At 62.0% G+C, this 25,552-nt stretch carries 21 protein-coding genes; 14 read left to right on the top strand and 7 right to left on the bottom strand.

Features of this window, described 5'->3' with window-relative positions; all coding sequences use genetic code 11:
• Positions 1 to 45 precede the first annotated feature (45 nt).
• From hutI to hutU, 3 genes are read left to right on the top strand one after another with little or no spacing between them, the layout of a single operon-like run.
• Positions 46 to 1,302, top strand: a complete 1,257-nt coding sequence (hutI, locus tag CCGE531_RS18490; RefSeq protein ID WP_120665978.1) for an imidazolonepropionase — start codon at positions 46 to 48, stop codon at positions 1,300 to 1,302.
• Entirely contained in the window at positions 1,299 to 2,834 is a 1,536-nt protein-coding gene (gene hutH, locus CCGE531_RS18485) for a histidine ammonia-lyase (protein ID WP_120665976.1), read from the top strand. Before hutI ends, hutH begins: the two co-directional genes overlap by 4 nt.
• 1 nt (position 2,835) lies before the next feature.
• Positions 2,836 to 4,521, top strand: coding sequence for a urocanate hydratase (gene hutU / locus CCGE531_RS18480; RefSeq protein ID WP_120665974.1), 1,686 nt, complete (start codon positions 2,836 to 2,838; stop codon positions 4,519 to 4,521).
• Positions 4,522 to 4,538: 17 nt separating this feature from the next.
• On the opposite strand, the gene CCGE531_RS18475 is transcribed toward hutU, so the two are convergent.
• Positions 4,539 to 4,925: a type II toxin-antitoxin system VapC family toxin gene (locus CCGE531_RS18475; protein WP_120665972.1), complete on the bottom strand. Its 387-nt coding sequence runs from the start codon at positions 4,923 to 4,925 to the stop codon at positions 4,539 to 4,541.
• Positions 4,922 to 5,185, bottom strand: a complete 264-nt coding sequence (locus tag CCGE531_RS18470; protein ID WP_120665970.1) for a type II toxin-antitoxin system prevent-host-death family antitoxin — start codon at positions 5,183 to 5,185, stop codon at positions 4,922 to 4,924. The genes CCGE531_RS18475 and CCGE531_RS18470 overlap by 4 nt, the downstream gene beginning before the upstream one ends.
• A 75-nt stretch (positions 5,186 to 5,260) precedes the next feature.
• Between CCGE531_RS18470 and CCGE531_RS18465 the strand changes: the two genes are divergently transcribed.
• From CCGE531_RS18465 to CCGE531_RS18440, 6 genes are all read left to right on the top strand, one after another.
• Positions 5,261 to 5,839: a HutD family protein gene (locus tag CCGE531_RS18465; protein WP_120665968.1), complete on the top strand. Its 579-nt coding sequence runs from the start codon at positions 5,261 to 5,263 to the stop codon at positions 5,837 to 5,839.
• Positions 5,840 to 6,204: 365 nt separating this feature from the next.
• The gene (locus CCGE531_RS18460) at positions 6,205 to 6,396 is read left to right on the top strand and encodes a hypothetical protein (protein ID WP_162943929.1); all 192 of its coding nucleotides are present in this window, start codon (positions 6,205 to 6,207) and stop codon (positions 6,394 to 6,396) included.
• Complete coding sequence (locus tag CCGE531_RS18455) at positions 6,397 to 7,029, top strand: Fic family protein (RefSeq protein WP_120665964.1); 633 nt, start codon at positions 6,397 to 6,399, stop codon at positions 7,027 to 7,029. It begins immediately after the preceding gene.
• A 72-nt stretch (positions 7,030 to 7,101) separates the two neighbouring features.
• Positions 7,102 to 7,764, top strand: coding sequence for a sulfite oxidase-like oxidoreductase (locus tag CCGE531_RS18450; protein ID WP_120665962.1), 663 nt, complete (start codon positions 7,102 to 7,104; stop codon positions 7,762 to 7,764).
• A 205-nt stretch (positions 7,765 to 7,969) separates the two neighbouring features.
• Positions 7,970 to 9,430 (top strand): MFS transporter, encoded by a 1,461-nt coding sequence (locus tag CCGE531_RS18445; protein WP_120665961.1) that lies wholly within the window; start codon positions 7,970 to 7,972, stop codon positions 9,428 to 9,430.
• 83 nt (positions 9,431 to 9,513) lie between these two features.
• Complete coding sequence (locus CCGE531_RS18440) at positions 9,514 to 9,819, top strand: hypothetical protein (RefSeq protein WP_112341489.1); 306 nt, start codon at positions 9,514 to 9,516, stop codon at positions 9,817 to 9,819.
• A gap of 126 nt (positions 9,820 to 9,945) precedes the next feature.
• On the opposite strand, the gene CCGE531_RS18435 is transcribed toward CCGE531_RS18440, so the two are convergent.
• A complete protein-coding gene (locus CCGE531_RS18435; protein ID WP_120665959.1) occupies positions 9,946 to 10,341 on the bottom strand; it encodes a type II toxin-antitoxin system VapC family toxin in 396 nt (131 codons plus the stop codon).
• A complete protein-coding gene (locus CCGE531_RS18430; protein ID WP_120665957.1) occupies positions 10,341 to 10,568 on the bottom strand; it encodes a type II toxin-antitoxin system VapB family antitoxin in 228 nt (75 codons plus the stop codon). The genes CCGE531_RS18435 and CCGE531_RS18430 overlap by 1 nt, the downstream gene beginning before the upstream one ends.
• A 173-nt stretch (positions 10,569 to 10,741) precedes the next feature.
• Here CCGE531_RS18430 and CCGE531_RS18425 point away from each other — a divergent pair, with 173 nt between their 5' ends.
• Positions 10,742 to 11,938: an acetyl-CoA C-acyltransferase gene (locus tag CCGE531_RS18425; RefSeq protein WP_120665955.1), complete on the top strand. Its 1,197-nt coding sequence runs from the start codon at positions 10,742 to 10,744 to the stop codon at positions 11,936 to 11,938.
• 65 nt (positions 11,939 to 12,003) lie between these two features.
• Here the strand turns inward: CCGE531_RS18425 and CCGE531_RS18420 are convergent, their stop codons facing one another.
• The 3 genes from CCGE531_RS18420 to CCGE531_RS18410 form a co-directional block, all read right to left on the bottom strand.
• Positions 12,004 to 12,945: an IS110 family transposase gene (locus tag CCGE531_RS18420; protein ID WP_120663283.1), complete on the bottom strand. Its 942-nt coding sequence runs from the start codon at positions 12,943 to 12,945 to the stop codon at positions 12,004 to 12,006.
• A 306-nt stretch (positions 12,946 to 13,251) separates the two neighbouring features.
• Positions 13,252 to 13,638, bottom strand: a complete 387-nt coding sequence (gene cueR / locus CCGE531_RS18415; protein WP_120665953.1) for a Cu(I)-responsive transcriptional regulator — start codon at positions 13,636 to 13,638, stop codon at positions 13,252 to 13,254.
• Between the two features lie 106 nt (positions 13,639 to 13,744).
• The gene (locus CCGE531_RS18410; protein ID WP_120665951.1) at positions 13,745 to 16,246 is read right to left on the bottom strand and encodes a heavy metal translocating P-type ATPase; all 2,502 of its coding nucleotides are present in this window, start codon (positions 16,244 to 16,246) and stop codon (positions 13,745 to 13,747) included.
• A gap of 173 nt (positions 16,247 to 16,419) precedes the next feature.
• Between CCGE531_RS18410 and CCGE531_RS18405 the strand changes: the two genes are divergently transcribed.
• The 4 genes from CCGE531_RS18405 (at position 16,420) to CCGE531_RS18390 (ending at position 25,461) form a co-directional block, all read left to right on the top strand.
• Positions 16,420 to 17,529 (top strand): RHE_PE00001 family protein, encoded by a 1,110-nt coding sequence (locus CCGE531_RS18405; protein ID WP_120665949.1) that lies wholly within the window; start codon positions 16,420 to 16,422, stop codon positions 17,527 to 17,529.
• Between the two features lie 212 nt (positions 17,530 to 17,741).
• Positions 17,742 to 19,241, top strand: coding sequence for an efflux RND transporter periplasmic adaptor subunit (locus tag CCGE531_RS18400; protein WP_120665947.1), 1,500 nt, complete (start codon positions 17,742 to 17,744; stop codon positions 19,239 to 19,241).
• Complete coding sequence (locus CCGE531_RS18395) at positions 19,238 to 22,357, top strand: efflux RND transporter permease subunit (protein WP_120665945.1); 3,120 nt, start codon at positions 19,238 to 19,240, stop codon at positions 22,355 to 22,357. The genes CCGE531_RS18400 and CCGE531_RS18395 overlap by 4 nt, the downstream gene beginning before the upstream one ends.
• Positions 22,354 to 25,461, top strand: a complete 3,108-nt coding sequence (locus tag CCGE531_RS18390; RefSeq protein ID WP_120665943.1) for an efflux RND transporter permease subunit — start codon at positions 22,354 to 22,356, stop codon at positions 25,459 to 25,461. The genes CCGE531_RS18395 and CCGE531_RS18390 overlap by 4 nt, the downstream gene beginning before the upstream one ends.
• Positions 25,462 to 25,552 lie beyond the last annotated feature (91 nt).

The following is a 25,552-nucleotide window of genomic DNA, read 5'->3' as shown; positions in this document are numbered from 1 at the left end:
ATTATGTATATACATTATGAGCCAACGAGGAAAGGCGTAAAGCTGATGGGTGGGAACAATTTTTCCGACGATGGCAAGGAAAACGGCGCGGCCAGCCGCGTGTGGCGCAATGCCTGCCTCGCGACCCTGAAGGAGGGCGAGGCCCGGCTCGGCACGATCGAGAAGGGCGCGATCCTGACCAAGGATGGCCGTATCGTCTTTGCCGGCAGCGAGGCCGACTTGCCCGATACTTCCGGCGCCGAAACGATCGATCTCGAGGGACGCTGGGTGACGCCCGGGCTCGTCGATTGCCATACGCATATCGTTTACGGCGGCAACCGCGCCCGCGAATTCGAGATGCGGCTGGGGGGTGCGAGCTACGAAGAGGTCGCCCGCGCCGGCGGTGGCATCGTTTCCTCCGTCAACGCCACGCGTGCGCTCTCGGTGGACGAACTCGTTGCCGTTGCGCTGCCGCGCCTTGACACGCTGCTTTCCGAAGGCGTGACGACCATCGAAGTAAAGTCCGGCTACGGTCTCAGCATCGAATCCGAACTGAAGATGCTGCGCGCGGCGCGTAAGCTCGGCGAGGTTCGCCCGGTCCGCGTCGTCACATCCTATCTTGGCGCGCATGCGACGCCGGCGGAGTATAAAGGCCGCAACGGCGACTATATCGATGATGTCGTGCTGCCGGGCCTCAAGCAGGCCCATGCCGAAGGGCTCGTTGATGCAGTCGACGGCTTTTGCGAGGGGATCGCCTTTTCGACGGCGGAAATCGCCCGCGTCTTCGATCTCGCCAAGTCGCTCGGTATTCCGGTGAAACTGCATGCAGAGCAGCTTTCCAATCTCGGTGGCGCCAAGCTTGCCGCCTCCTACGGCGCTCTATCAGCCGATCACGTCGAATATCTGGATGAGGACGGCGTCGAGGCGATGGCTGCCTCCGGTACTGTCGCCGTGCTTCTCCCCGGCGCCTTCTATGCCATCCATGAGAAGCAGAAGCCGCCGGTCCAGGCGCTGCGCGAAGCCGGCGTGTCGATCGCCATCGCCACGGACTCTAATCCCGGCACCTCGCCGCTGACCTCGCTGCTGCTGACCATGAATATGGCTGCCACCCTTTTCCGCCTGACGGTCGAGGAATGCATCGCCGGAGCCACTCGCGAAGGTGCTCGTGCCCTTGGTCTTCTGTCCGAGACCGGAACGCTCGAAGCCGGAAAGTCGGCCGATTTTGCGATCTGGAATGTCGAAAGCCTGGCGGAGCTTGTCTACCGCATCGGCTTCAATCCGCTCCATGCCCATGTCTTCAAGGGAAAAAGGTTCAACCGATGACCGTCGTTCTCCGTCCAGGCTCCGTTTCGCTGCAACAGCTGGCGACAATCTATTGGAGCGGTGAGCCGGCTAAGCTTGATGCGTCCTTTGACGCCGGCATTTCCAAGGCCGCCGCCCGCATCGCTGAGATCGCCGCCGGCAATGCGCCGGTCTATGGCATCAATACCGGCTTCGGCAAACTGGCATCCATCAAGATCGACAGCGCCGATGTCGCCACGCTGCAGCGCAATCTCATCCTTTCCCATTGCTGCGGCGTCGGCCAGCCGCTGCCCGAGAATGTCGTTCGCCTCATCATGTCGCTGAAGCTGGTTTCGCTCGGCCGCGGCGCGTCCGGCGTGCGGCTGGAACTCGTGCGGCTAATCGAGGGCATGCTCGAAAAGGGTGTCGTGCCTATCATCCCTGAGAAGGGGTCGGTCGGTGCATCGGGCGATCTCGCGCCGCTGGCGCATATGACCGCCGTCATGATGGGTCACGGCGAAGCCTTTTATGCCGGCGAGCGGCTTTCCGGCGCGGCAGCGCTGGAAAAGGCAGGCCTGACGCCGGTCGTGCTTGCCGCCAAGGAGGGGCTGGCGCTGATCAACGGCACGCAGGTATCGACCGCGCTTGCGCTTGCCGGTCTCTTCCGCGCCCATCGTGCCGCTCAGTCCGCCCTCATCACCGGCGCCATGTCGACGGATGCGGCCATGGGCTCCTCGGCACCGTTCCATCCCGATATCCATACGCTGCGCGGCCACAAGGGCCAGATCGATACCGCCGCCGCCCTTCGCGGCCTGCTTGCCGGTTCCGTGATCCGTCAAAGCCATATCGAAGGCGACGAGCGCGTGCAGGATCCCTATTGCATCCGCTGCCAGCCACAGGTTGACGGCGCTTGCCTTGATCTCTTGCGCTCCGTTGGCCGCACGCTTGAAATCGAAGCCAATGCGGTGACGGACAATCCGCTTGTGCTGTCTGACAATTCCGTCGTTTCCGGCGGCAATTTCCACGCCGAGCCCGTCGCCTTCGCCGCCGACCAGATCGCCATCACCGTTTGTGAAATCGGCGCGATCGCGCAGCGCCGCATCGCGCTTCTCGTCGATCCCGCACTGAGCTACGGCCTGCCAGCCTTCCTTGCCAAGAAGCCGGGGCTGAATTCCGGCCTGATGATCGCCGAGGTGACCTCGGCGGCGCTGATGTCTGAGAATAAGCAGATGTCGCACCCGGCTTCGGTCGACTCGACGCCGACGTCAGCCAATCAGGAGGACCATGTGTCCATGGCCTGCCATGGCGCGCGCCGCCTACTTGGGATGACCGATAATCTCTTCGCCATTATCGGCATCGAAGCGCTGACCGCCGCCCAGGGCGTCGAGCTGCGCGCGCCGCTGACGACCAGCCCGGAACTGACCCTTGCTATCTCGGCGATCCGTGCGGTCGTGCCGTCGCTCGAAGAAGACCGCTACATGGCAAACGACCTGAAGGCCGCCGCAGATCTTATCGCCTCCGGCGCACTCAATGCCTCGATCTCAACCGACATCCTGCCCTCCTTGGAGATGTGACATGACCAACCCACGCCATAATATCCGCGAAATCCGCGCTCCTCGCGGCCCGGAGCTCAACGCCAAGAGCTGGATGACCGAAGCGCCGCTGCGCATGCTGATGAACAACCTCGATCCGGACGTTGCGGAAAACCCGAACGAGCTGGTCGTCTATGGCGGCATCGGCCGCGCCGCCCGCACCTGGGACGATTTCGACCGTATCGCCGCGACGCTGAAGACACTGAACGAAGACGAGACGCTGCTGGTGCAATCCGGCAAGCCGGTCGGCGTGTTCCGCACCCACAAGGATGCGCCGCGGGTGCTGATCGCCAACTCCAATCTCGTGCCGCACTGGGCGACCTGGGATCACTTCAACGAGCTGGATAAGAAGGGCCTTGCCATGTACGGCCAGATGACGGCCGGCTCGTGGATCTATATCGGCACGCAAGGCATCGTGCAGGGCACCTACGAGACCTTCGTGGAAGCCGGCCGCCAGCATTATAACGGCAGCCTGAAGGGCAAGTGGATCCTGACCGGCGGTCTCGGCGGCATGGGCGGTGCCCAGCCGCTGGCTGCCGTCATGGCCGGCGCCTGCTGCCTCGCCGTCGAGAGCGACGAAACCCGCATCGATTTCCGCCTGCGCACCCGCTATGTCGACGAGAAGGCATCGAGCCTCGACGAAGCACTTGCCATGATCGACAAGTGGACGAAGGCCGGTGAAGCCAAGTCCGTCGGCCTGCTCGGCAATGCCGCCGAAATCTTCCCGGAACTGGTGAAGCGCATGAAGGCCGGCGGTCCGCGCCCCGACATCGTCACCGACCAGACCTCGGCGCATGATCCGCTGAACGGCTATCTGCCGCTTGGCTGGACCGTGGCCGAAGCCAAGGCGAAGCGCGAGAGCGATCCGAAGGCCGTCGAAGCTGCCGCCCGCGCTTCGATGAAGGTGCATGTGGAAGCCATGGTCGCCTTCTGGGATGCCGGCGTGCCGACGCTCGACTACGGCAACAACATCCGCCAGGTCGCTCAGGACGAAGGCCTCGAAAACGCCTTCGCCTTCCCGGGCTTCGTGCCGGCCTATATCCGCCCGCTGTTCTGCCGCGGCATCGGTCCTTTCCGCTGGGCTGCGCTCTCGGGCGATCCGGAGGATATCTACAAGACCGACGCCAAGGTGAAGGAACTCACGCCCGGCAACACCCACCTACACAACTGGCTGGACATGGCGCGCGAGCGCATCGCCTTCCAGGGCCTGCCGGCACGCATTTGCTGGGTTGGCCTCGGCGATCGCCACCGCCTCGGCCTGGCCTTCAACGAAATGGTCAGGAACGGCGAGCTGAAAGCGCCTGTCGTCATCGGCCGCGATCATCTGGACTCCGGCTCGGTCGCTTCGCCGAACCGTGAGACGGAAGCCATGAAGGACGGCTCGGATGCCGTGTCCGACTGGCCGCTGCTCAACGCGCTGCTCAACACCGCTTCGGGCGCAACCTGGGTATCGCTGCACCACGGCGGCGGCGTCGGCATGGGCTTTTCCCAGCATTCCGGCATGGTCATCTGCGCCGACGGCACGGATGATGCGGCCAAGCGCCTGGAGCGCGTTCTCTGGAACGACCCGGCAACCGGCGTCATGCGCCACGCCGATGCAGGCTACGACATCGCCCTCGATTGGGCCAAGCAGCAGGGCCTGCGCCTGCCGGCAATCCTGGGGAATTGATAAAGCGCTTCCCGGTCTCAGTATTTCCGATTGAGGCCGGGATAACGCAAGATGGTTTCATCGACGGTAATCAACGGAATGCCTTCGACAATAGCCTGAGCGATCAAAATACGATCGAAGGGATCCTTGTGAAGCAGTGGAAGCCCTGCAATTGCGATTGTGTGTTCGCTGGTGATTGGCAATTCCGTGTAGCCATTCTCCGTTAGCTTATAGCGCAACCGAAACGGGTCGGTGTGAAAATCGGTTCGCCCGGAACCGTGTTTAATCGCGACCTCCCATATGCTTGCCGGGCTGAAGAGGAGCTCGTTTTCGTCGTTGTCGATAAGCGCTCTCACTTCCTGCGAGAGAAGCGCGATATCACCGGCCGCCCAGATGAGGATATGCGTGTCGAGGAGGAATCTCATTTGCTGGTGATGCCGTCTCGATTGCCGTAAAACATCTCTTCGATTTCATCAGCCATCATGGTGTCGAAATCTTCGGGAACCACGATCTCGCCTTTCATGAAGCCGATGCGGCGCTTCTTCGGCACATCCTTCTCCTCGAGGGGGACAACTTTCACCATCGGCTTGCCCGCCTTGGCGATAATGAAAGCTTCGCCCTTGGCGGCTTTTTCGATCAGCCGCGACAAATGCGTTTTCGCCTCATGAATATTGACGGTTTCCATAGCAGGCTCCAAATGGACTTAGTCCACTAAACTTAGTTTACCCTGAATCGAATTGCAATGATGGGACAGGAATAGATGGCAACGCCGAAAATCATGCTTCTCCACCGCGATAGTCACCGTCGCATGCCCTGGAAAAACGGCGGCGGCGAGACGGTTGAGATTGCCGTTTCGCCTGATGGAGCCGGGCTTGCCGATTTCGACTGGCGCGTCAGCATGGCGATCGTTGCCACGGACGGACCTTTCTCGGTCTTTCCGGGTATCGATCGTACGCTATCCATTCTCGATGGCGAGGGCATGACCCTCTTCATCGAGGGGCGCGCGCCCGAGCGGCTGACACAGGCGAGCGAGCCGTTGCCCTTTGCGGCCGATGCGCCGACTTCGGCGACTCTGATCGACGGCACGATCACGGATTTCAACGTGATGACGCGGCGAGGGCGCTTTACGCATTCGGTGCGGCGCGTTTCGGTTGATGGCAACAGCGAAGTCGCGATTGGCAGCAAGATCGGGTTGATTCTTTGCTGTCGTGGTCATCTCGATATTGGTGATTGGACGCTTTCAGCTGATGATTGTTTGCTTGTGGTGAGCAATGCCGGAACGCGTTACTCCGTTTCAGGGGCAGCGATATTATTTCTGGTTGAGATTCAGGCGGTTTAGGAGTTCGGCTCTTCGCGTGGTCTTTCTGAATCCCTCCATTTAGCGGCCGGTATTTGGAGTAGAACGGACTAGGTGATTCGATTTACCTAAAGTAGAAAATACTCATGTAATCGTGTTCAGTCTCATTCCAGCCAGAGTTTTTATGTAGGATGTCACGGCGCGTTAACTGATTCAGGGTAAGCTATTGATAGCCCTGATTAAAAGGTGTGCGGCTTCTTACCTTTACGTAAGGATAGAGGATTTTATACCTAGCTTGACAGTTGACTATTGAGCACCTTGAGCATAGGTTGTCGTTAATAAAAAGAACGAATGTTGTTGAAAATCATAGACTTAACTATGGATCAGCGACTATGAGGAGCACGGTTATGACCGACCTAAAAACAGATGAAGCTCTTCTAAGAAAACTTCGCAGTGCAGCTTTGCGTAAGCTTACCGCTGAGGAGCTTTACAAGCAGCGCGTGTCATTTATTATGGGGTCGCTTTCTGACTCGAGCACCGTTACTCGCGCACAGGTTACGAAAGCGCTAGCGGATATCGAAGGTAAGAAGAGCGCATAAGTGATCCTGTTTGAACTGACGGGTACAGAGAACAATCCGGTATATCAGAAATTGGCGATTGCGAATGGCAATCGCCAATATGATTTTTTAAAATCTATTGTGGAATCGTCGTTGGAAATTGGGCGACCATTCCTTTCTCAGCATGTCATTAAGGCACTTAACTTCCAGGCCATAACGTGTCTGCATACCAATGCAGGTGAATATCGACCCTGTCCGGTATACGTTGGTGATTATGCGCCGCCAGAACACTATCGTGTCCCAGCGCTGATGGATGACTTTGTTAATACAGTCAACCGTTCATGGGAGAGTTCGGATCCTGTAGGCTTGGCATGTTTTGTATTATGGCGCCTAAATCATATTCATCCCTTTATTAACGGAAACGGAAGAACAGCCCGCGCTGCATGTTACTTCGTGCTCTGTCTCAAAGTTGGCGCTCTTTTGCCGGGCGAGAAAATTTTACCTGAACTTCTAACCCAAAATAGAGATCGGTACGTAGTGGCGCTTAAGACGGCAGATGTTTCGTTGGAAAATGGGGGTAGCCTCGATCTAACAGAACTACATGCCCTTGTTTCTGAGCTCTTAAACCAGCAACTTGGTCCGGTGGATGGTGACGAGGCGCCGCCGGAAAATTAAGCAGGAGCGCTTGCAGCGCGTTAGAATAATTCACGGTGGCATCTATTTCTGCGCAGCAGAGAGGATACCTGCATGAGCGACGACCAGATTCCCGCCGATAGCAAGCTCACCACCTCCAAGCGCCGCTGGGCGGCCGAGGGCAAGTTTCTGACGGGGCGTGTCAGCCGGCCCGAGACCGAGCGGCTGCCGCCGGGGCAGCATCTCGTCAAGAACTGGCCGGTGCTCGATCTCGGCGTGCAGCCGCAGGTGTCCTTGTCAAGCTGGCGGCTCGATGTGGTCGGTTTCGTGGAAACGCGGCTCAGCCTGGATTGGGCGGCTTTCCAGGCGATCGAACAGAGCACCCGCGTCAGCGACATTCATTGCGTGACGACCTGGTCGCGCTACGACAATCGCTGGGAAGGTGTCTCGACGCGCGATCTCCTTGATCTCGCCATGCCGACGGCCGAGGCTCATCATGTGTTGCTGACGAGCTATGACGGCTACACCACCAACCTGCCGCTTTCAGATTTCGCGGCCGAAGATGCGATCCTCGCCACCGGTTGGGAGGGCCAGCCGCTGACCGGCGAGCATGGCGGCCCGATGCGTCTCGTCGTGCCGCATCTTTATTTCTGGAAGAGCGCCAAATGGCTGAACCGCATCGAGCTCATCGGCGCCGATAGGGCCGGCTTCTGGGAGAAGAACGGTTATCACATGTATGGCGATCCCTGGCGCGAGCAGCGTTACTCGGACGATTGACGCCTGCAGGACATGGCAGTTGGGCGGTATGGCCGAAGGAAGCCCGATAAGGATAGCGATTTCTTATGTCACCGTGCCAATTTTTGATGGCGCTGGCGTAGGTTTACGGCTTTGCAAGTCGCCATGATAGGCGTATTCAATGATCGTATGATTGCTGCCGGCACTGCTCGGCTCCCGTGAACGCCAATCTCCGAAATTTCATGTCATGACCGTTGCCCGGACCATAGAAGAGCCTTCCGAAGCAAGCTTCGGCCGGCAGTCTCGCATCATCGCCCTTGTCGTCGCCGTCTCCTTCTTCATGCAGATATTGGACGGCACCATCGTCACCACGTCCCTGCCGCAGATGGCTAGGACATTCGGCGTCGAGCCGGTGTCGATGAGCATCGGCATCACGGTCTATCTGCTCACCATGGCGGCTTTCGTGCCGCTGGCCGGCTGGGTGGGTGATCGCTACGGCGCGCGGCGGGTGTTCCTGGCGTCGATCACCATCTTCACCGTGGCGTCGCTGTTTTGCGGTCTCTCGGGCAATTTGACCGAATTCATCATCGCCCGCGCCGTCCAGGGCGTCGGCAGCGCGCTGATGACCCCTGTGGGACGCATTATCGTGCTGAAGAACGCGCGCAAATCCGATCTGGTGCATGCCGTGTCGATGATCACCTGGCCGGCGCTGACGGCCCCGGTCATCGGTCCCGTACTCGGCAGCTTCATCACCACCTATCTCAGCTGGCACTGGAACTTCCTGATCAATATCCCGATCGGCATCATCGGCCTCGGTCTTGTCCTGCGCTTCGTGCCGGATCAACGGGAGGAAAAGGTCGCGCGGCTCGATTTCATCGGCTTCCTGCAATCGGCGGCGGGGCTGACGTTTCTGCTTGCCGGTCTGGAATTGGTGGTGCAGGGGACGACGGGTTTGGCGCCCAGCATTGCGCTCATTGCCGCCGGCGTGGTTTTCTCCGTCATCGCCACCCGGCATTTCATGAGGGTCGATGCGCCCTTGCTCGATCTCTCCGCTTTCAAGGTGCAGACCTTCGCCATGTCGACGCTTTCGGCCGGCACGGCAAGCCGTGTCGCGATCAACGCCACGCCCTTTCTAATTCCCTTGTTCTTTCAGGTCGGTTTTGGGCGCACGGCGATCGATGCCGGCACCTATCTGCTCTTCTACTTCGCCGGCAATCTCGGCATGAAGGCGATCACGACGCAGATGCTGAAGGTCTTCGGCTTTCGCAATGTGCTCGTCATCAATGGCCTGATCTCGTCGGCCAGCGTTGGCGGATGCGCGTTCTTATCCCCGGCGACGCCGGACCTCTTGATATATTGCTTGCTATTCATTGCCGGCCTCTCGCGGTCGATGAACTTTACGGCGCTGAATACGCTGGGGTTTGCCGATATCCATGCCGCGCAGCGCAGTTCCGCCTCGACATTGTCAAGCATGCTGCAGCAGGTTTCGCTGCTGCTGGGCGTTGCCGTAGCCGCCGCCGTCCTCAATCTCTCGCGCATGATTCATGGTGGGGAAACGCTTTCGCTTGTCGATTTTCGCTGGGCTTTCCTTGTCGTTGGGCTTATCGGTGCCATCTCCGCATTGCGCTTTATCAACCTGCCGCGCGATGCGGGCGCAGAGGTGTCCCGCCATAAAGTGAAGACCCGATCAAAACCTTCAAATTCTTAACGATATCGAGACGCAAGCCGCTGTAAAAATGGCTCGTCCGTTCCCATATGATTGTTGCTTCAACTCCCATAGGAGGCAGTCTTATGCTGCTCAGAACCCTCGCCATCTCGGCTCTTGTCCTCGGCATGTCCAGCGCCGCCATGGCGGAACAGGCCCACAAGCATCATCCCAAGCGCGTCAATGTCGAGGCGTTCCAGGCCGATGTCGGCAATGTCGACCATTCCAAGGACGCAATCCTCCCGGACGGCACGATCAACACCGACCCGTCGGTGACCGGCCCGATCCGCGCCGGCGACTCCATTTCCCGCCTGCAATGCGCCGCTGCCCCGAACTCGGTCGGCGCTCGTTCGAGCACATATAGTGCAGGCTCCGCTTCGCTTTGCCCGTAACGGCTTGATGGCTCGAGCTCGCCTAAAGCGCGTTGCGATCTTTCAGATTCGCTTCCCGCGCTTTAGGTCTTTGATTTTGTGCATGTCGTCGTCGCAAAACCGCTGCACACTTTTACGCGACATGCTCTAGGCCAGCTCGATATCCGTCTGCTTGAACCGGTCGCTTTTCGACAAGAGCGGCTGGCGATAATAGCGAGCGCAGGCATAAGTCATGCAATCGTCAAGGCTGAGGCGCGCCGGATGGTCGCCTTGGCCATAGCGCTCGTAGGCTTCGGTCGCCAAAGCGGCGGCGCGGGGCGGCACCGCAAGCAGCTGAATGTTCATGAGCTGCAGAAACGTGCGGACAGCGTCGCCGGCCTCGGTCGGCGATAACGACAAAATGCCTGAAATCAGAATTGCGGCATTCGCCGCTGCAAGCGGCGAGGTCATTCGGGCCGTTGCCGGCTGCATGCGGATGGCGAAGGCGCGCGCCTCTCCCTCGTCGGTCATCATCGCCGACAGCACCGAAGTATCGATAAACATCAAGCCCCTCCCGCCGTGCCGGTGCTTGCGGCCTTGTTGGTAGCTTTCTGCTTGAGATTGCGGCAGAAAGCGACGGCGACATCGGCCAAGGCCGGTTTCGTCAGCTCCTCATCCAGCGCCTTTTGCAGGGCGAGCCGCACCGCTTCGGTCTTTGTGGGAGCCTTGGTCAACGCCTGGTAGCGCCGTGCCAGCCGATCGATGGCGTCGTCCTTGATATAAAGCGGCATCGAATATCCTTTTCAATTTTTTGGATATGCATAAGGCGCATCCGCTGCGATGGCAATTGCATCTACTGGCAGCTTTGTGTGCAGCTTCTTGTGATATTTAGATGACGCGCATCATCTAACGTGGTAGCAATGGAGGTCGAAGAGATATGTTTTGCTGACCGCGAGGAGATGTCATGCCCGCTATCGATCCCGTCGTTATCGTTTCCGCCACGCGCACGCCGCTCGGCCGTTTCCAGGGAGAGCTCTCGTCATTGCAGGCGCCAGAACTCGGCGCACACGTCATTCGCGCCGCGCTGGAGCGTGCCGGTCTTTCGGCAGAGAAGGTGGATGAGGTTCTGTTCGGCTGCGTGCTGCCCGCGGGGCAGGGGCAGGCACCGGCCCGGCAGGCGGCACGTGGAGCCGGCCTTCCGGATGCCGTCGGCGCCACCACGATCAACAAGGTCTGCGGTTCGGGCATGAAGGCGACCATGCTGGCGCATGACCTGCTTCTCGCCGGTTCGGCCACCATCGCGGTTGCCGGCGGCATGGAATCCATGTCGAATGCGCCCTATCTGCTGGCCAAGGCGCGAGGCGGTTATCGCATGGGCCATGACCGCATCTTCGACCATATGATGCTCGACGGGCTCGAGGATGCCTATGAGAAGGGCCGCTCCATGGGCGATTTCGGCGAGATGGCGGTCGAGGCCTATCAGTTCAGCCGCGACGATCAGGATGCCTATGCCGTGGAGACCCTGTCGCGCGCCCGCAACGCGCTCGAGACGGGTGCTTTCGAGGCTGAGATCACCCCGGTTTCGGTGATGGGCAAGGGCGGCCCGGTCACGGTCTCCAAGGATGAGCATCCGCAGAAGGTCTCGCCGGAGAAAATCCCGACGCTCAAGCCGGCCTTCCGCAAGGACGGTACGATCACGGCCGCCAGTGCCTCGGCCAATGCCGATGGCGCGGCCGCATTGATCCTGACGCGCCGCTCGGTTGCCGAGCGCGAGGGATTGCCGATCCTCGCCGAGATCAAGGCGCATGCCACGCATTCGCAGGAGCCAGCCTGGTACACCACCGCGCCGATCCCGGCGATCCGCAAGGTGCTCGACAAGACGGGCTGGAAGATCGGCGATGTCGATCTCTTTGAGATCAACGAGGCCTTCGCCGTCGTCGCCATGGCGGCCGCAAAGGAGCTCGGCATTGCGCGTAATCGCCTCAACGTCAATGGCGGCGCCTGCGCGCTTGGCCATCCGATCGGCGCCACCGGGGCACGGTTGATCGTGACGCTGCTGCATGCCTTGGAGCGTCAGGGCGCGAAACGGGGAGTCGCCGCACTCTGCATCGGCGGCGGCGAGGCGACGGCGATTGCTATCGAGAGAGTGAGCCAAGGATAGAGGCGGTGGCCGCCTCGTCCTTCGAGGCCCAGTCGCTTCCGCTAACGCTTCATCGCCCGGGCACCTCAGCAACCGTGTTGGTTGATCCAGGGTGTCCGTCTTCGGACGATTGTGTTGAGGATGGTTGCGAGTTTTCGCATAGCGGCGACGATGGCGACCTTTGGCGGTTTGCCGGCATCGCGCAGCCTTGCGTAGAAGGCCTTGATGGTTGGCGAACAGCGGAGGGCTGACAAGGTCGCCATGTAGAGGGCGCAGCGCACGGCGGACCGTCCACCTGCGATATGGCGCTGGCCGCGCATGGCGCCGCTGTCGTGGGCCATTGGTGCAACGCCGATCAGGGCGGCAAGTTTCTTGTCATCGATGCTGCCGAGTTCAGGGAGTTCGGCGATGAGAATGGCGGCGGTGATCTCGCCGATGCCGGGCACGGAAAGCAAAAGATCGCGCCGTTCGACCATATCGGGTTCGGTCTCGATGGCCAGGGTGATGGCCGTGTCGATGCGGGTAAGCTGCGCCTTGAAGGAGGCAAGCAGCTCGTGAATGAGGGCGGCGATATCCGCAGATGCATGTTCGAGGCGGTTCTTCTCGGCAACGGCCATGTCGATGAGTTGCCGACGGCGGGCCACCAGCGCGGCCAAGGCGATGCGGCCGTCGTCGATATGGGGGATCTGTGCCGGCCGCATCGCCTTGGCGAAGTGCAGGATGACCCGGGCATCGACCTGATCGGTCTTGGCCAATCGGCCACTGGCTCTGGCAAAATCGCGGACCTGGCGGGGATTGACGACGGCAACCGCAATACCGGCCGCCATCAATGTGCGCACCATGCGCATCTCGTAGCCGCCGGTTGCTTCGACGACGACCAGACTAGCTCCCGCGACCGCGGCTGCAAGCCCATCGCAACCTGCCGCATCATTGTTCCATCGCGCCACCGATGTGGCGCCGTCGAGCGCGACGTCAAGATAAGCCTTGGAGACGTCTATCCCGACCATAACATCCTGTGAGGCATTCATGGGTGCTCCTCCTTGCAACGCGGGCTCGAAGCCCAGCCAACCGTTCGAGCAGAAAGGATGCGACAGAGACGCTTGCTGAGGTACGGGTTCAAGACCCAAGGATGACACGCACCTCCGTCACGCCACCCATCTTACACTATCGCCAACGTACAAGGATGAGGCGGAGAGAGTGCAGCGGAAAGCATTAGAGCTGCTGCGGCTTATTCTCTTTCGGCAAGGGCGGCTGGCGAGAAGATCAGCCCTCACTCTGAGGTGCGGAGGCTGAAGCCGCAGCCTCGAAGAGCGAGGGCGGGTGGCTCAGCAACCTCACCCCTCAGACAACTCCTCCAGGATCGGACAGTCCGGCCGTTCATTGCCGTGGCAGGAGTGAACGAGATGTTCCAGCGTACGGCGCAGTTCCGTAAGCTCGCGGATCTTGCGGTCGATCTCCGTGAGTTTCGTGGCGGCGATGTCCTTGACGTCGGCGCTGGCGCGGCTCTTGTCCTCGTAGAGCGCCAGAAGCTGCCGGCACTCCTCCACCGAGAAGCCGAGGCTGCGCGAGCGGTGCAGGAAGCGCAGCTTGTGCACGTCGTCGGCGCCATAATCGCGATAGCCGTTGCCGCCGCGATCGGGGCGGATTAGCCCGATGTCTTCGTAGTAGCGTATGGTTTTGGCCGGTAGGCCGGAACGGCCGGATGCTTCGCCGATGTTCATCTGAGATCTCCCGAGCGGTTCAGCGTTTCATGGAATCGCTGAACCGTCTGTTTGTTTTTGCGCAATTCCGGACGGAAAACCGCTTCGCACTTTTCCTGGAATTGCTCTATTTCGCCAGCCGCAGCCGGAGTGCGTTGCCGATGACCGAGACCGAGGACAGGCTCATGGCCGCCGCCGCGATCATCGGCGACAGAAGCAGGCCGAAGACCGGATAGAGGACGCCGGCCGCCAGTGGGACGCCGAGCGCATTGTAGCCGAAGGCGAAGGCGAGGTTCTGCTTGATGTTGCGGATGGTTGCTTCCGACAGGTGGCGCGCCCGCACGATGCCGTTGAGATCGCCCTTTACCAGCGTAATGCCAGCACTTTCCATCGCGACATCGGCGCCGGTGCCCATGGCGACGCCGACATCGGCAGAGGCGAGCGCCGGCGCATCGTTGACACCGTCGCCGGCCATGGCAACGATGCGGCCCTTGGCCCGCAGCTCGTCGATCAGCGCCTTCTTGCCTTCCGGCAGCATGTCGGCGCGCACCTCGTCGATCCCAAGCTGCTTCGCGACGGCAGCGGCGGTCTTGCCGTTGTCGCCGGTCGCCATGACGATCTTCAGGCCGCTGTCATGCAGCGCCTTGATGGCGGCGGCCGTGGTCGGCTTGATCCGGTCGGCAACGGCGACGAGGCCGGCGAGCTTCCTGTCGATGGCGACGAACATCACGGTCTTGCCTTCGCCGCGCAGGCGCTCGGTCTCGGCCTTCAGAGCGTCGGTCGCGACGCCAAGGTCGGCCATCATCGCGGCATTGCCGAGAGCGATCGCGGTTTCGCCGGCGCGGCCTTCGACGCCCTTGCCTGTTATCGCCGAAAAGCCGGAGATCTCGATGAACCGCGCTCCGCGCTCTTCGGCGCCGGCAACGATGGCTTCCGCCAGCGGATGCTCGGAGCCGCGTTCCAGGCTGGCGGCGAGCGAGAGCAGGCGTACCTCGTCGGTGCCCGTGGCCGTAACAATGTCGGTGAGATTGGGCTTGCCCTCGGTCAGCGTACCGGTCTTGTCGACGATCAGCGTGTCGACCTTCGCGAAGCGTTCCAGCGCTTCGGCATCGCGCACCAGCACGCCTTCCTGGGCGCCGCGACCGGTGGCGATCATGATGGACATGGGCGTTGCCAGGCCGAGCGCGCAGGGGCAGGCGATGATCAGCACCGCGACGGCGGCCAGCAGCGCATGGGCAAGGCGCGGCTCTGGCCCAACAAAGGCCCAGACGGCAAAGGCGATGACGGCCGCCGCGACGACGGCTGGCACGAAGATGGCGGAGACGCGGTCGACCATCGTCTGGATCGGCGCGCGAGAGCGCTGCGCCTTGGCAACGAGCTCGACGATGCGCGACAGCGTCGTCTCGGCGCCGACCTTCTCGGCCTGCATGACGAGCGTGCCGTTCCTGTTGATCGTGCCGCCGGTCAAGGCGTCGCCCCTGGCCTTTTCGACCGGCAGGGGTTCGCCCGTGATCATCGATTCATCGATGGTGGATTGCCCTTCGATGACGGAGCCGTCCACGGGGACACGCTCGCCGGGGCGGACGCGCAGCCGGTCGCCGGCCTGGATGTCGTCGATGGGCACATCGGTCTCGCTGCCGTTGGCGTCGATACGCCGTGCCGTTTTCGGCGCGAGATCGAGCAAAGCGCGGATGGCCGAGCCGGTGCGCTCGCGCGCCTTTAGTTCCAGCACCTGGCCGACAAAGACCAGGGCGACGATGACGGAGGCCGCCTCGAAATAAACGGGTATGGCCTCGCCGTGTCCACTAGACATCATGGGGAACAGGCCGGGCGCCAGCGTGGCGACGACGCTGTAGAGATAGGCGGTGCCGACGCCGAGACCGATCAGCGTCCACATATTCGGGCTGCGATTGACGAGCGAGTTCCAGGCGCGGCGGAAGAAGGGCAGGGCCGCCCAAAGCACGACCGGCGTTGCCAGGACGAGTTCGACCCATGTGGCTGTGGGTTCGCCGATCCAGTCGCGGATGGGCAGGCCGATCATCGGACCCATGCTGATGATGAGCAGCGGCAGCGACAGGACGGCGCTAATCCAGAGCCGGCGCGTGAAATCGACCAGCTCGGGATTCGGGCCTTCATCGGCGGCGGGCACGCCCATCGGCTCCAGCGCCATGCCACATTTCGGGCAATCGCCGGGATGGTCGCTGACGACTTCGGGGTGCATCGGGCAGGTATAGAGCGTGCCCTTCGGCACCGGTTTCGGCGTGGGCTTGTTGCCGCTGAGGTAGGCCGATGGATCCGCCTCGAACTTCGCTTTGCAGCCGGCCGAGCAGAAATAGAATTTCTCGCCCTCGTGCTTCAGGAAATGACGCGCGGTGGCGCGGTCGACCGTCATGCCGCAGGTCGGGTCCTTAGCGGTGAGATAATTCTCAGGCGCCGCCTCGAATTTCGCGCGGCAGCCATTGCAGCAGAAATGGAACGTGCGGCCCTGATGGTGCAGCGACGGCTTGCCGGCGGGATCGACGGTCATGCCGCAGACGGGATCGCGCGTCACCGTCTCCTGTGGCTGGCCGTCGTGATGGTGATGATCGTGGCCGTGATGGCTGTGATCATGTTCGTCGTGCAATGCCATATTAAACTCCATTGCCCGGAATCGGGTGTTGGATAGGTTTATGAACCTTCCCGTTGCTGGAAGGTCAAGATGAAAAATAGTGATTGTCGTCCACAGTTCACAGAGCTCCTTTCCTATCGCATCGCGTAGGGCGATGCTAAGTTCCGTAAGGCTGATTCAATGAAGCGATTCCAATGCGATATGATCTGACCACACTCCCGATACCGACGCTTCTGCCCGCCATCATCAAGGCGGAGGACATGCTGGCGCGTCTCGACGAGCGGGTTCTGCGGCATGCCGTGGCGGAAGGTTTTCGCGAGCGCGGGCATTTCTTCGATGCGGCAGGCGCCCTTTGGGTCGGCGGCGAGCTGGTGCATGTGGAGGATCTGGTCCTGCATGATGCGCGCATGGATACGCGCACACCGACTCATGAGCTGACCATCGCTCATGCCGTGCTGCGGACCAGGCGGCGCCTTTGGACCGCCGGACCTTCCTGGGGGCTGGAGGCCGCCGGCCTTGCGGTCCTGCGCGGCGATGTGGGGGAGGCGGAAGAAGCGATCCTGCCACGCCCCACACCTGCCGGAACATTGGAACCCGAAGCGCAGGAGGATGAGGAAGGCGATTTTGGTGTCGATTTCGCTGAAATCGACGCCATCCTCGCCCGATCCGACAAGATCCTGAATGGCGCCGCCCCGGAAGTCCGGCAGGCAACCGTCGATGTCCATGATCCGCTTGCACTCGTTCGCGACGAGGATTGGGATGAGGACGAGCGATTGGAGCGCTGGCGCGCCGCCATTCGCGATGCGGATCAGCTGCCGCCGGTTCTCGGCGCCGCCGTGCTTTTCGATGCCTGGGAGCGGATCGAACCGCTGCGGCGGCAGCACTGGCTCGGCGGCTTGCTTGTGAGCGCCTATCTGCGCAGCCGCGGCAAGATCACCTCGCATCTCTTCTGTCTGAATGTCGGCTTGAAAGCGGTCCGGCATGACCGGCGGCGCTCGTCGGACCGCATCACGCGCCTGACGGCCTTCCTGGAAGCCATGGCGCTTTCGGCGGATTCGGGTCTGAAGGAGCTCGATCGGCTGTCGCTTGCCAAGCTGCAGATGGAGCTGAGGCTCAAGGATCGGCGTTCGAACAGCAGCCTGCCCGAGGTCATCGATATCGTGCTGTCGCGGCCAATCGTTTCGGCAAAGATGATCGCCCGCCATGTCGGCGTTACCTCGAGAGGCGCGCTCAATCTGGTGGCCGAACTCGGCCTGCGGGAGATGACAGGTCGCGGGCGTTACCGCGGCTGGGGCGTACTTTGACCTGCTAGATCGGCCAGCACGCGTACATATCCCATCTTTGCAACTACAACCCTAGTTTTTGTCCAATGTAACAGTTTGTTACGCTAAGTCGCGCTAAAATGGACAAAATTTAATGGCCATACCAAATTCCTAAGCGGCGCGATGCAAGCTAAAGTCGCGCAATCGATATCGGCGGTCGCGGATCACCGAAGGCTTTGAAGGAAGGTGTGTTGATGGCTCGGACATTTCGGGTCGTAGTGTGGTTGGCGGTCATCGGCGCGGTTGGATACGGGGCTTATGCGACCCGTGATCGCTGGCTTGGTCCGGCGGAGAAGCTGCTCGGCTATCAGAATGCCGCAGCGCCTGCCGAGCAGGCGCAAGGTGAACGCCGTGGCGGCGGACGAGGTCAAGGCGGTGGCGGAGGACGGCGTAGCCTTTCGCAGTTCAGCGGCCCCGTTCCGGTACTGGCCGCCGACGCAAAGACAGCCGATGTGCCCGTCTATATCGATGGCGTGGGTTCGGTGAAAGCCCTGAACACGGTAACGGTGCGGGCGCAGGTCAGCGGCAAGATCGTTGAAATCGACTTCGTGGAAGGCCAGGATATCAAGAGGGGCGATGTCATCGCCCGCATCGACGATGGGGTCTACAAGGCACAGCGTGATCAGGCGGTTGCCAAGAAGGCGCAGGACGAAGCCCTGCTTGCCGGCGCTCAGCGTGACCTCGCCCGCTTTCAGCTCATGGTGAAGAGCGCTTCGGGCACGCAGCAGCAGGTCGATACCCAGATCTCGCTGGTGGCGCAATATACGGCGCAGGTCCAGGTGGATGTGGCGGCCATCGAAAGCGCGCAGGCGACCCTCGACTATACGACGGTCAAGGCGCCCATCGACGGGCGCACCGGCATCCGCAACGTCGACATCGGCAACCTCGTCGGTTCCTCGGATACGACCGGCATCGTGACGCTGTCGCAGATCAGGCCGATCTCTGTGCTGTTTTCCATTCCGCAGCAGCAGCTTGCCCGCATCAATGCGGCAAGCGCGGCCGGAACGCTCACCGTCCAGGCGATGGGAAGCGATGGCCAGACGGTGGTCGACAACGGCACGCTGGCGGTGGTCGACAACCAGGTCGACCCGACCACGGGTACGGTCAAGCTGAAGGCGAATTTCCCGAACGACAAGCTGGCGCTGTGGCCGGGCGCCTTCGTCAATGCCCGCCTGCTGGTGGAGACGCTGAAGGGCGTCACCGTCATTCCGAGCGGGGCGGTGCAGCGCGGGCCGAACGGCACATTCGTCTATAGCGTCAGCCAGGGCCAGACCGTTGCCATGAAGCCGGTCAAGGTGCGTCAGCAGGACGATACACTCGCCGTCATCGCCGATGGCGTATCCCCGGGCGACAAGGTGGTGACCACGGGCTTCGCACGGCTGCAGGACGGATCGAAGGTGCAGATTTCGACCAATCCGGACCAGGCTGCGCCGGACGTCCCGTCAGCGGGCAGTGGCGGGCAGCCGGTTGCGGAGAACGATCCGCAGAAGAGCCAGGACAATGCCGATGGCGGCGAGCGGCCGCATCGTCGGCACAACGGCCAAGGTGGTCAAGGCGGCCAGGGTGGTGCCGGGGGTCATAGCGGTCATCGCGGCCAGGATGGTCAGCCTGCCGCCGGTGCCGGGCAGGGTGCGGATACGGGCGGCGGCTCTGCATCCAACAATTCCTCCGCCGCGCCGACGCAGCAACAATGAACGTTTCGTCACTCTTCATCGGCCGGCCCATCGCCACCTCGCTTCTCGGGGTGGCGGTTCTGCTGGGCGGCATTCTCGGCTTTCTCTTCCTGCCGGTCGCGCCGTTGCCGCAGGTGGATTTTCCGACGATCCAGGTAACGACGCAGCTTCCGGGAGCCGATCCCGATACGATGGCCGCGCTGGTGACGGCGCCGTTGGAGCGGCCGCTCGGCCAGATTCCGTCGCTCGCCTCCATGACGTCGTCGAGCGCCTTCGGCATCAGCCAGATCACGCTGCAGTTCGATCTCGGCCGCGATATCGATGGCGCCGCGCAGGACGTGCAGGCGGCGATCAATGCCGCCGGCTCGACGTTGCCGCGCACGCTCCCCTATCCGCCGACCTATTCGAAGGTGAACCCGGCCGATACGCCGATCGTGACGCTGGCGTTGCGCTCCAACAGCTATTCGATCCGCGAACTCAGCGATTTCGCCGATACGATGATGGCGCAGCGCTTGAGCGAAGTATCCGGCGTCGGCGACGTCAACATCCAGGGCGGCGTCAAGCCCGCCATCCGCATCCAGGTGGATCTGCCGCGTCTCGCCTCCTATGGCCTTGCGCTCGAGGATATCCGCACCGCGATTACCAATGCCAGCGTCGCCGGCGCCAAGGGGGCGCTCGACGGCACGCAGCAGAGCTTCACGCTTGCCGCCAACGACCAGATCGTCGATCCCAACGTCTATAAGTCCGTCATCGTCGCCTATCGCAACAGTGCGCCGGTGCAGTTGAAGGACGTGGCAACCGTTGTCGAGGGGCTGGAGAACAATCGCGTCGGCGCCTGGTATCAGGGACAGCCCGCCGTCATTATCGACATCATGCGCCAGCCGGGCGCCAACGTCATCCAGACGGTCGAGGACGTGCTGAAGCAGATCCCGAAGCTGAAGCAGGCCATGCCGGCCGGCGTTTCGCTCGATATCGTCAATGACCGCACCGAGACCATCCGGGCTTCGATCCATGACGTGCAATGGACGCTGGTCATCAGCATCGGCCTCGTCATTCTCGTGGTTCTGCTGTTCCTGCGAACGATGACGGCGACCTTCATTGCCGGCGTCGCGCTGCCGCTGTCGCTGATCGCGACCTTCGGCGTCATGTGGTTCGCCGGCTTCAGCCTCGACAATCTCTCGCTGATGGCGCTGACCATCGGCACCGGCTTCGTCGTCGACGACGCCATCGTGATGATCGAGAACATCGCCCGCCATATCGAAGAGGGCGAGAACCCGATGCAGGCGGCGCTGAAGGGTGCCGGCGAGATCGGCTTCACTATCATTTCGCTCACCGTCTCGCTGGTTGCGGTGTTCATTCCGCTGCTGTTCATGACCGGGATCGTGGGGCGCATGTTCCGCGAATTCGCGTTGACGCTGACCATCGCCGTGGTCGTGTCGGCCGTGGTTTCGTTGACGCTGACGCCGATGATGTGCGCGCGCATCCTGCGCAAGCCTCGGGAGCGGCAAGGCGGCTTCCTGGCCGGTGCCGATCGCTTCACCGAGTGGCTGATCGAAGGCTATCGCCGCAGCCTCGTCTGGGCGGTGGATCGCAGCGCGCTGATGCTCGTGATCACCATCGTCACGCTGGCCGCGACGACCGCGCTCTATGTCGTCATCCCCAAAGGTTTCCTGCCGGCTCAGGATACCGGCCTGATCACCGCCGTCATCGAGGCCGAGCCGACCACTTCCTTCGAAACGATGAAGAAGATACAGGCTGATGTCGCCGACCGGCTGCGCAAAGATCCGGATGTCAGCGGCGTCGTCTCTGTCATCGGCACCAGCGCCAGCAATCTGACGCTGAACACCGGCAATCTCAGCCTCGTGCTGAAACCGAGAAACCAGCGCAACGCTTCCGCCGATCAGATCATCGATCGGATGCGCGATGAGGTCACCGGCATGCCGGGCATCCACGTGACCTTCCAGAGCGTGCGCGACATCTCGATCAGCACCCGGGCAAGCCGCGCGCCCTATCAATATACATTGACGGGAACGGATACGGCGACCGTGGTCGATTGGGCCGCAAAGCTGGCGCAACGGCTGCAACAAAGCCCGAAGCTGATGGATGTCGCCTCCGAAGTCGAAATGGGCGGCGGCCGCATCTTCGTCGATGTCGACCGCGAGATCGCCTCGCGGCTCGGTGTCTCGATGCAGGCTATCGGCGATACGCTGAACGACGCCTTCGGCCAGCGCCAGATCGCGACGATCTACGGCCAGGCCAACCAGTACCGCGTCATCCTGGAAGCGGCACCGCAATACCAGTCGGATCCGAAGTCGCTCGACAAGCTCTATGTCGCCGGCGCCAGCGATACGCAAGTGCCGCTCAACGCCTTCACGACGGCGAGTTTCACGACCGCGCCGCTGGTCATCAGCCATGACGAGCAGTTTCCGGCCGTCACGCTCAGCTTCGACCTCGCCAAGGGCGCGTCGCTGAGCGAGGCCGTGACCGAGATCAAGGCGGCGGAGCTGGACATCGGCATGCCCGACACCATCCAGCGCAAATATTCCGGCGATGCCGAGGAGTTCGCCTCGTCGCTTGCGGGCGAGCCCTGGCTGATCCTTGCCGCGGTCGTGACGATCTACATCGTGCTCGGCCTGCTCTACGAGAGCGCAGTCCATCCCGTGACGATCCTTTCGACGCTGCCTTCCGCCGGCGTCGGCGCGCTGCTGGCGTTGATGCTGTTCGGGCAGGATCTGTCGATCATCGCCCTAATCGGCATAGTGCTCTTGATGGGCATTGTGAAGAAGAATGCGATCATGATGATCGACTTCGCGCTGGAAGCGGAGCGCAAGGAAGGCCTCGAGCCGCGCGAGGCGATCCTCAAGGCCTCGATCCTGCGTTTCCGGCCGATCATGATGACGACGCTCGCGGCGCTCTTCGGGGCCTTGCCGCTGGCGCTGGCGCAGGGCACGGGCGCCGAGCTGCGCATTCCGCTTGGGATCACCATCATCGGCGGTCTCGTGCTTTCGCAGCTCCTGACGCTCTATACGACGCCGGTGATCTACCTGGCTTTCGAGCGTCTGCGCGCCCGCATCGTCGGCCGCACCAGCGGCACGCCGAGCGCTGAAATGAACGATCTGGCGGGTGGCGAGACATGAACATCTCCGAGCCGTTCATCAAACGCCCGGTCGGGACGACGCTTCTGGCGATCGGGCTGATGATCCTCGGCATCGTCGCCTATCGTTTCCTGCCGGTGGCAAGCCTGCCGACCGTGGATCTGCCGACCATCGTCGTCTCAGCCAGCCGTCCCGGCGCCGATCCCGCCAGCATGGCGGCGAGCGTTGCAGCCCCTCTCGAACGACATCTCGGCACGATTGCCGGCATCACGCAACTGTCCTCGGTCAGCTCGCTCGGATCGAGCACCATCATCGCGCAATTCGACCTTTCGCGCAGCGTCGATGGCGCCGCTCAGGATGTGCAGGCAGCGCTGAATGCGGCGGCGACCGATTTGCCGGGCGATCTGCCGACCTTGCCGTCCTTCCGCAAGATCAATCCGGCGGCAGCGCCCGTCCTGATCCTGGCGCTGACGTCGGACAATGTCCCCGCAAGCGCCATCTATGATGCGGCCGACACGGTGGTCGTGCAGCGGATCGCGCAGGTGGATGGCGTCGGCGGCGTCACCGTCAGCGGCGCCGACCAGCCGGCCGTGCGCGTCAGGCTCGATCCCGATCGGCTCGCGGCCATGGGCCTGTCGCTCGACACCATCCGCACGGCGATCGTCAATGCCAATGTGCTCGGTCCCTTCGGCTCCATCGACGGGGCGGCCGGCGCGTTCTCCGTTGGCATGAACAGCCAGCTGCGCACGCCGGAGGCCTATGGAAGGATCATCGTGCAAAGCCGCGATGGCACGGCCGTTCGTCTCTCCGATATCGCCACCGTCGAGCCGGGCGTGCGCAACAGCCGCTCCGATGCCTGGTATGACGGCAAGCCGGCCGTGCTGCTCAATATCACCAAGCAGGCGGATGCGAATGTCATCGCCACCGTCGAGGGCGTCAAGCAGCTGATCCCCGAGCTGCAGCGGCTCATTCCCACCGGGGTAAAGATTTCCATCCTTTCCGACCGCACCACGACGATCCATGCCAGCGTCAACGACATGCAATGGACGCTGCTTGCCACCATCTGCTTGGTCATGGGCGTGGTCTTCGTCTTCCTGCGGCGCGCCACGCCGACCTTTGCCGCCGGCGTCACCGTGCCTCTGTCGCTTGCCGGAACCTTTGCCGCGATGTGGCTCTTCGGGCTGTCGATCGACAATCTCTCCCTCATGGCGCTCGCCGTCTCCGTCGGCTTCGTCGTCGATGACGCCATCGTCATGATCGAGAACGTCTACGCCAACCTGGAAACCGGCATGAAGCCCATGCGGGCAGCGCTCGAAGGCGCGAAGCAGATCGGCTTCACGGTCATCTCGATCAGCCTGTCGCTGCTTGCCGCTTTCATCCCGCTGTTCTTCATGGGCGGCATCGTCGGCCGCTTCTTTCAGACCTTTTCGCTGACGCTCGGCTTTACGATCGTCGTTTCGACCCTGGTGTCGCTGACGCTGACGCCGATGATCTGCGGCCATCGCCTGCGTCCACATGACATCGGCGCGCGGCCCGGCCCGTTCGGCCGCCTCGTCGAGGGCACATTGGGCGCGATTATCGGATTTTACGGCCGCACGCTGAAAGCCGTGCTGCACCATCGGGTGCTTTCCGTGCTTGTCATCATCGCCTGCGTGCTCATGTCCGGCTATCTCTACGTCAAGGTGCCGAAGGGCTTCCTTCCGCAGGACGATACGGGATTCATCCAGGGCGGGACGCAGGCGGCGACCGATATTTCCTATCCGGCCATGGTCAAGCTGCAGCAGCAGGCGGCCGATATTGCCGCGAAGGATCCGGCGGTTTCCGGTCTCGGCTCCTCCGTGGGCGGTGGAGGTTTCTCCAGCTCCGCCAATCGCGGGCAGCTCTTTATTTCGTTGAAGCCGGAATCGGAGCGCGCGCCGACGGCCGAAGTCATAGACCGGCTTCGCAAGCAGCTGATGGCCGTTCCGGGCCTCAGCACCTTCCTGTTTTCGCCCGGCGATATCCGCGCCGGCGCGCGCCAGTCGCAATCGCAATATCAGTTCACGCTCTGGAGCCCGAACTATGACGAGCTGGTCGAATGGGCGCCCAAGGTGATGCTGCGCCTGCAGACCCTTCATGAGCTGACCGATGTCGCGACCGACAGGCAGCCCAACGGCTTGCAGGCGACAGTCAATATCGACCGCAGCATGGCCTCGCAGCTCGGCGTCAGCATCCAGTCCATCGACGCCGCGTTAAACAATGCCTTCGCGCAGCGGCAGATCTCGACGATCTATACGCAGCGCAACCAGTATCGCGTCGTGCTGGAGGCGAATCCAAACTATGCTCTCGATCCCCATGACATTTCCAAGCTGCATGTGCCGGCCTCCGGCGGCAAGCAGGTGCCGCTGAACGCGGTCGCATCGATCGATCGAACGCTGGCGCCGCTGGTGGTCAACCATCAGGGTCAGTATCCGTCGGTGACCATCTCCTACAATCTGGCGCTCAATACGCCGCTGCAGGTGGCGAACGATGCCATCCAGAAAGCGGTACTGGACATGCACCTGCCCGATACGCTGCATGCGGATTTTGCCGGCGACGCGGCGAGCGTCACGCAATCGTCCGGCAGCCAGCCGCTGCTGCTTCTGGCGGCGCTGCTGACCGTCTACATCGTTCTCGGCATCCTCTACGAAAGCCTTGCGCATCCGCTGACGATCATCTCGACGCTGCCGTCGGCCGGCCTCGGCGCGCTGCTGGCGCTCGCCATCAGCGGTACGGAGCTGACGCTGATCGCCTTCATCGGCATCATCCTTTTGATCGGCATCGTCAAGAAGAACGGCATCATGATGGTGGACTTTGCCCTGCATGGCGAGCGAACGCTCGGCCTGTCTTCGGAGGAAGCCATCTATCAGGCATGCCTCAAGCGTTTTCGGCCGATCCTGATGACGACGCTGGCGGCGCTGATGGGCGCCATCCCGCTGATCATCGCCACCGGCCCGGGCTCGGAGCTGCGCCGCCCGCTCGGCATCACCATCGTCGGCGGCCTTGTCGTGTCGCAGGTGCTGACGCTCTATACCACGCCGATCATCTACCTGATGCTTGCCAAGCTGCATGCAAAATGGTCGCCGAAGGCGCAGCCTGCGGCGCCGGTTCCGGCTTCGTCGAGCTGACGAGCACTCTGTTTCCCTCATCGCAGATCACGATCTTCCGGGGAACGAATCTTATTTTTGCAAAAACCGCATTGTCCGAACTTCGGCATCG

The organism is Rhizobium sp. CCGE531, assembly GCF_003627795.1.
In the GTDB taxonomy this organism is placed as follows: Bacteria; Pseudomonadota; Alphaproteobacteria; order Rhizobiales; family Rhizobiaceae; genus Rhizobium.
The sequence above is the reverse complement of the archived record's forward strand: the minus strand, read 5'-3'. Positions and strand labels throughout refer to the sequence as shown.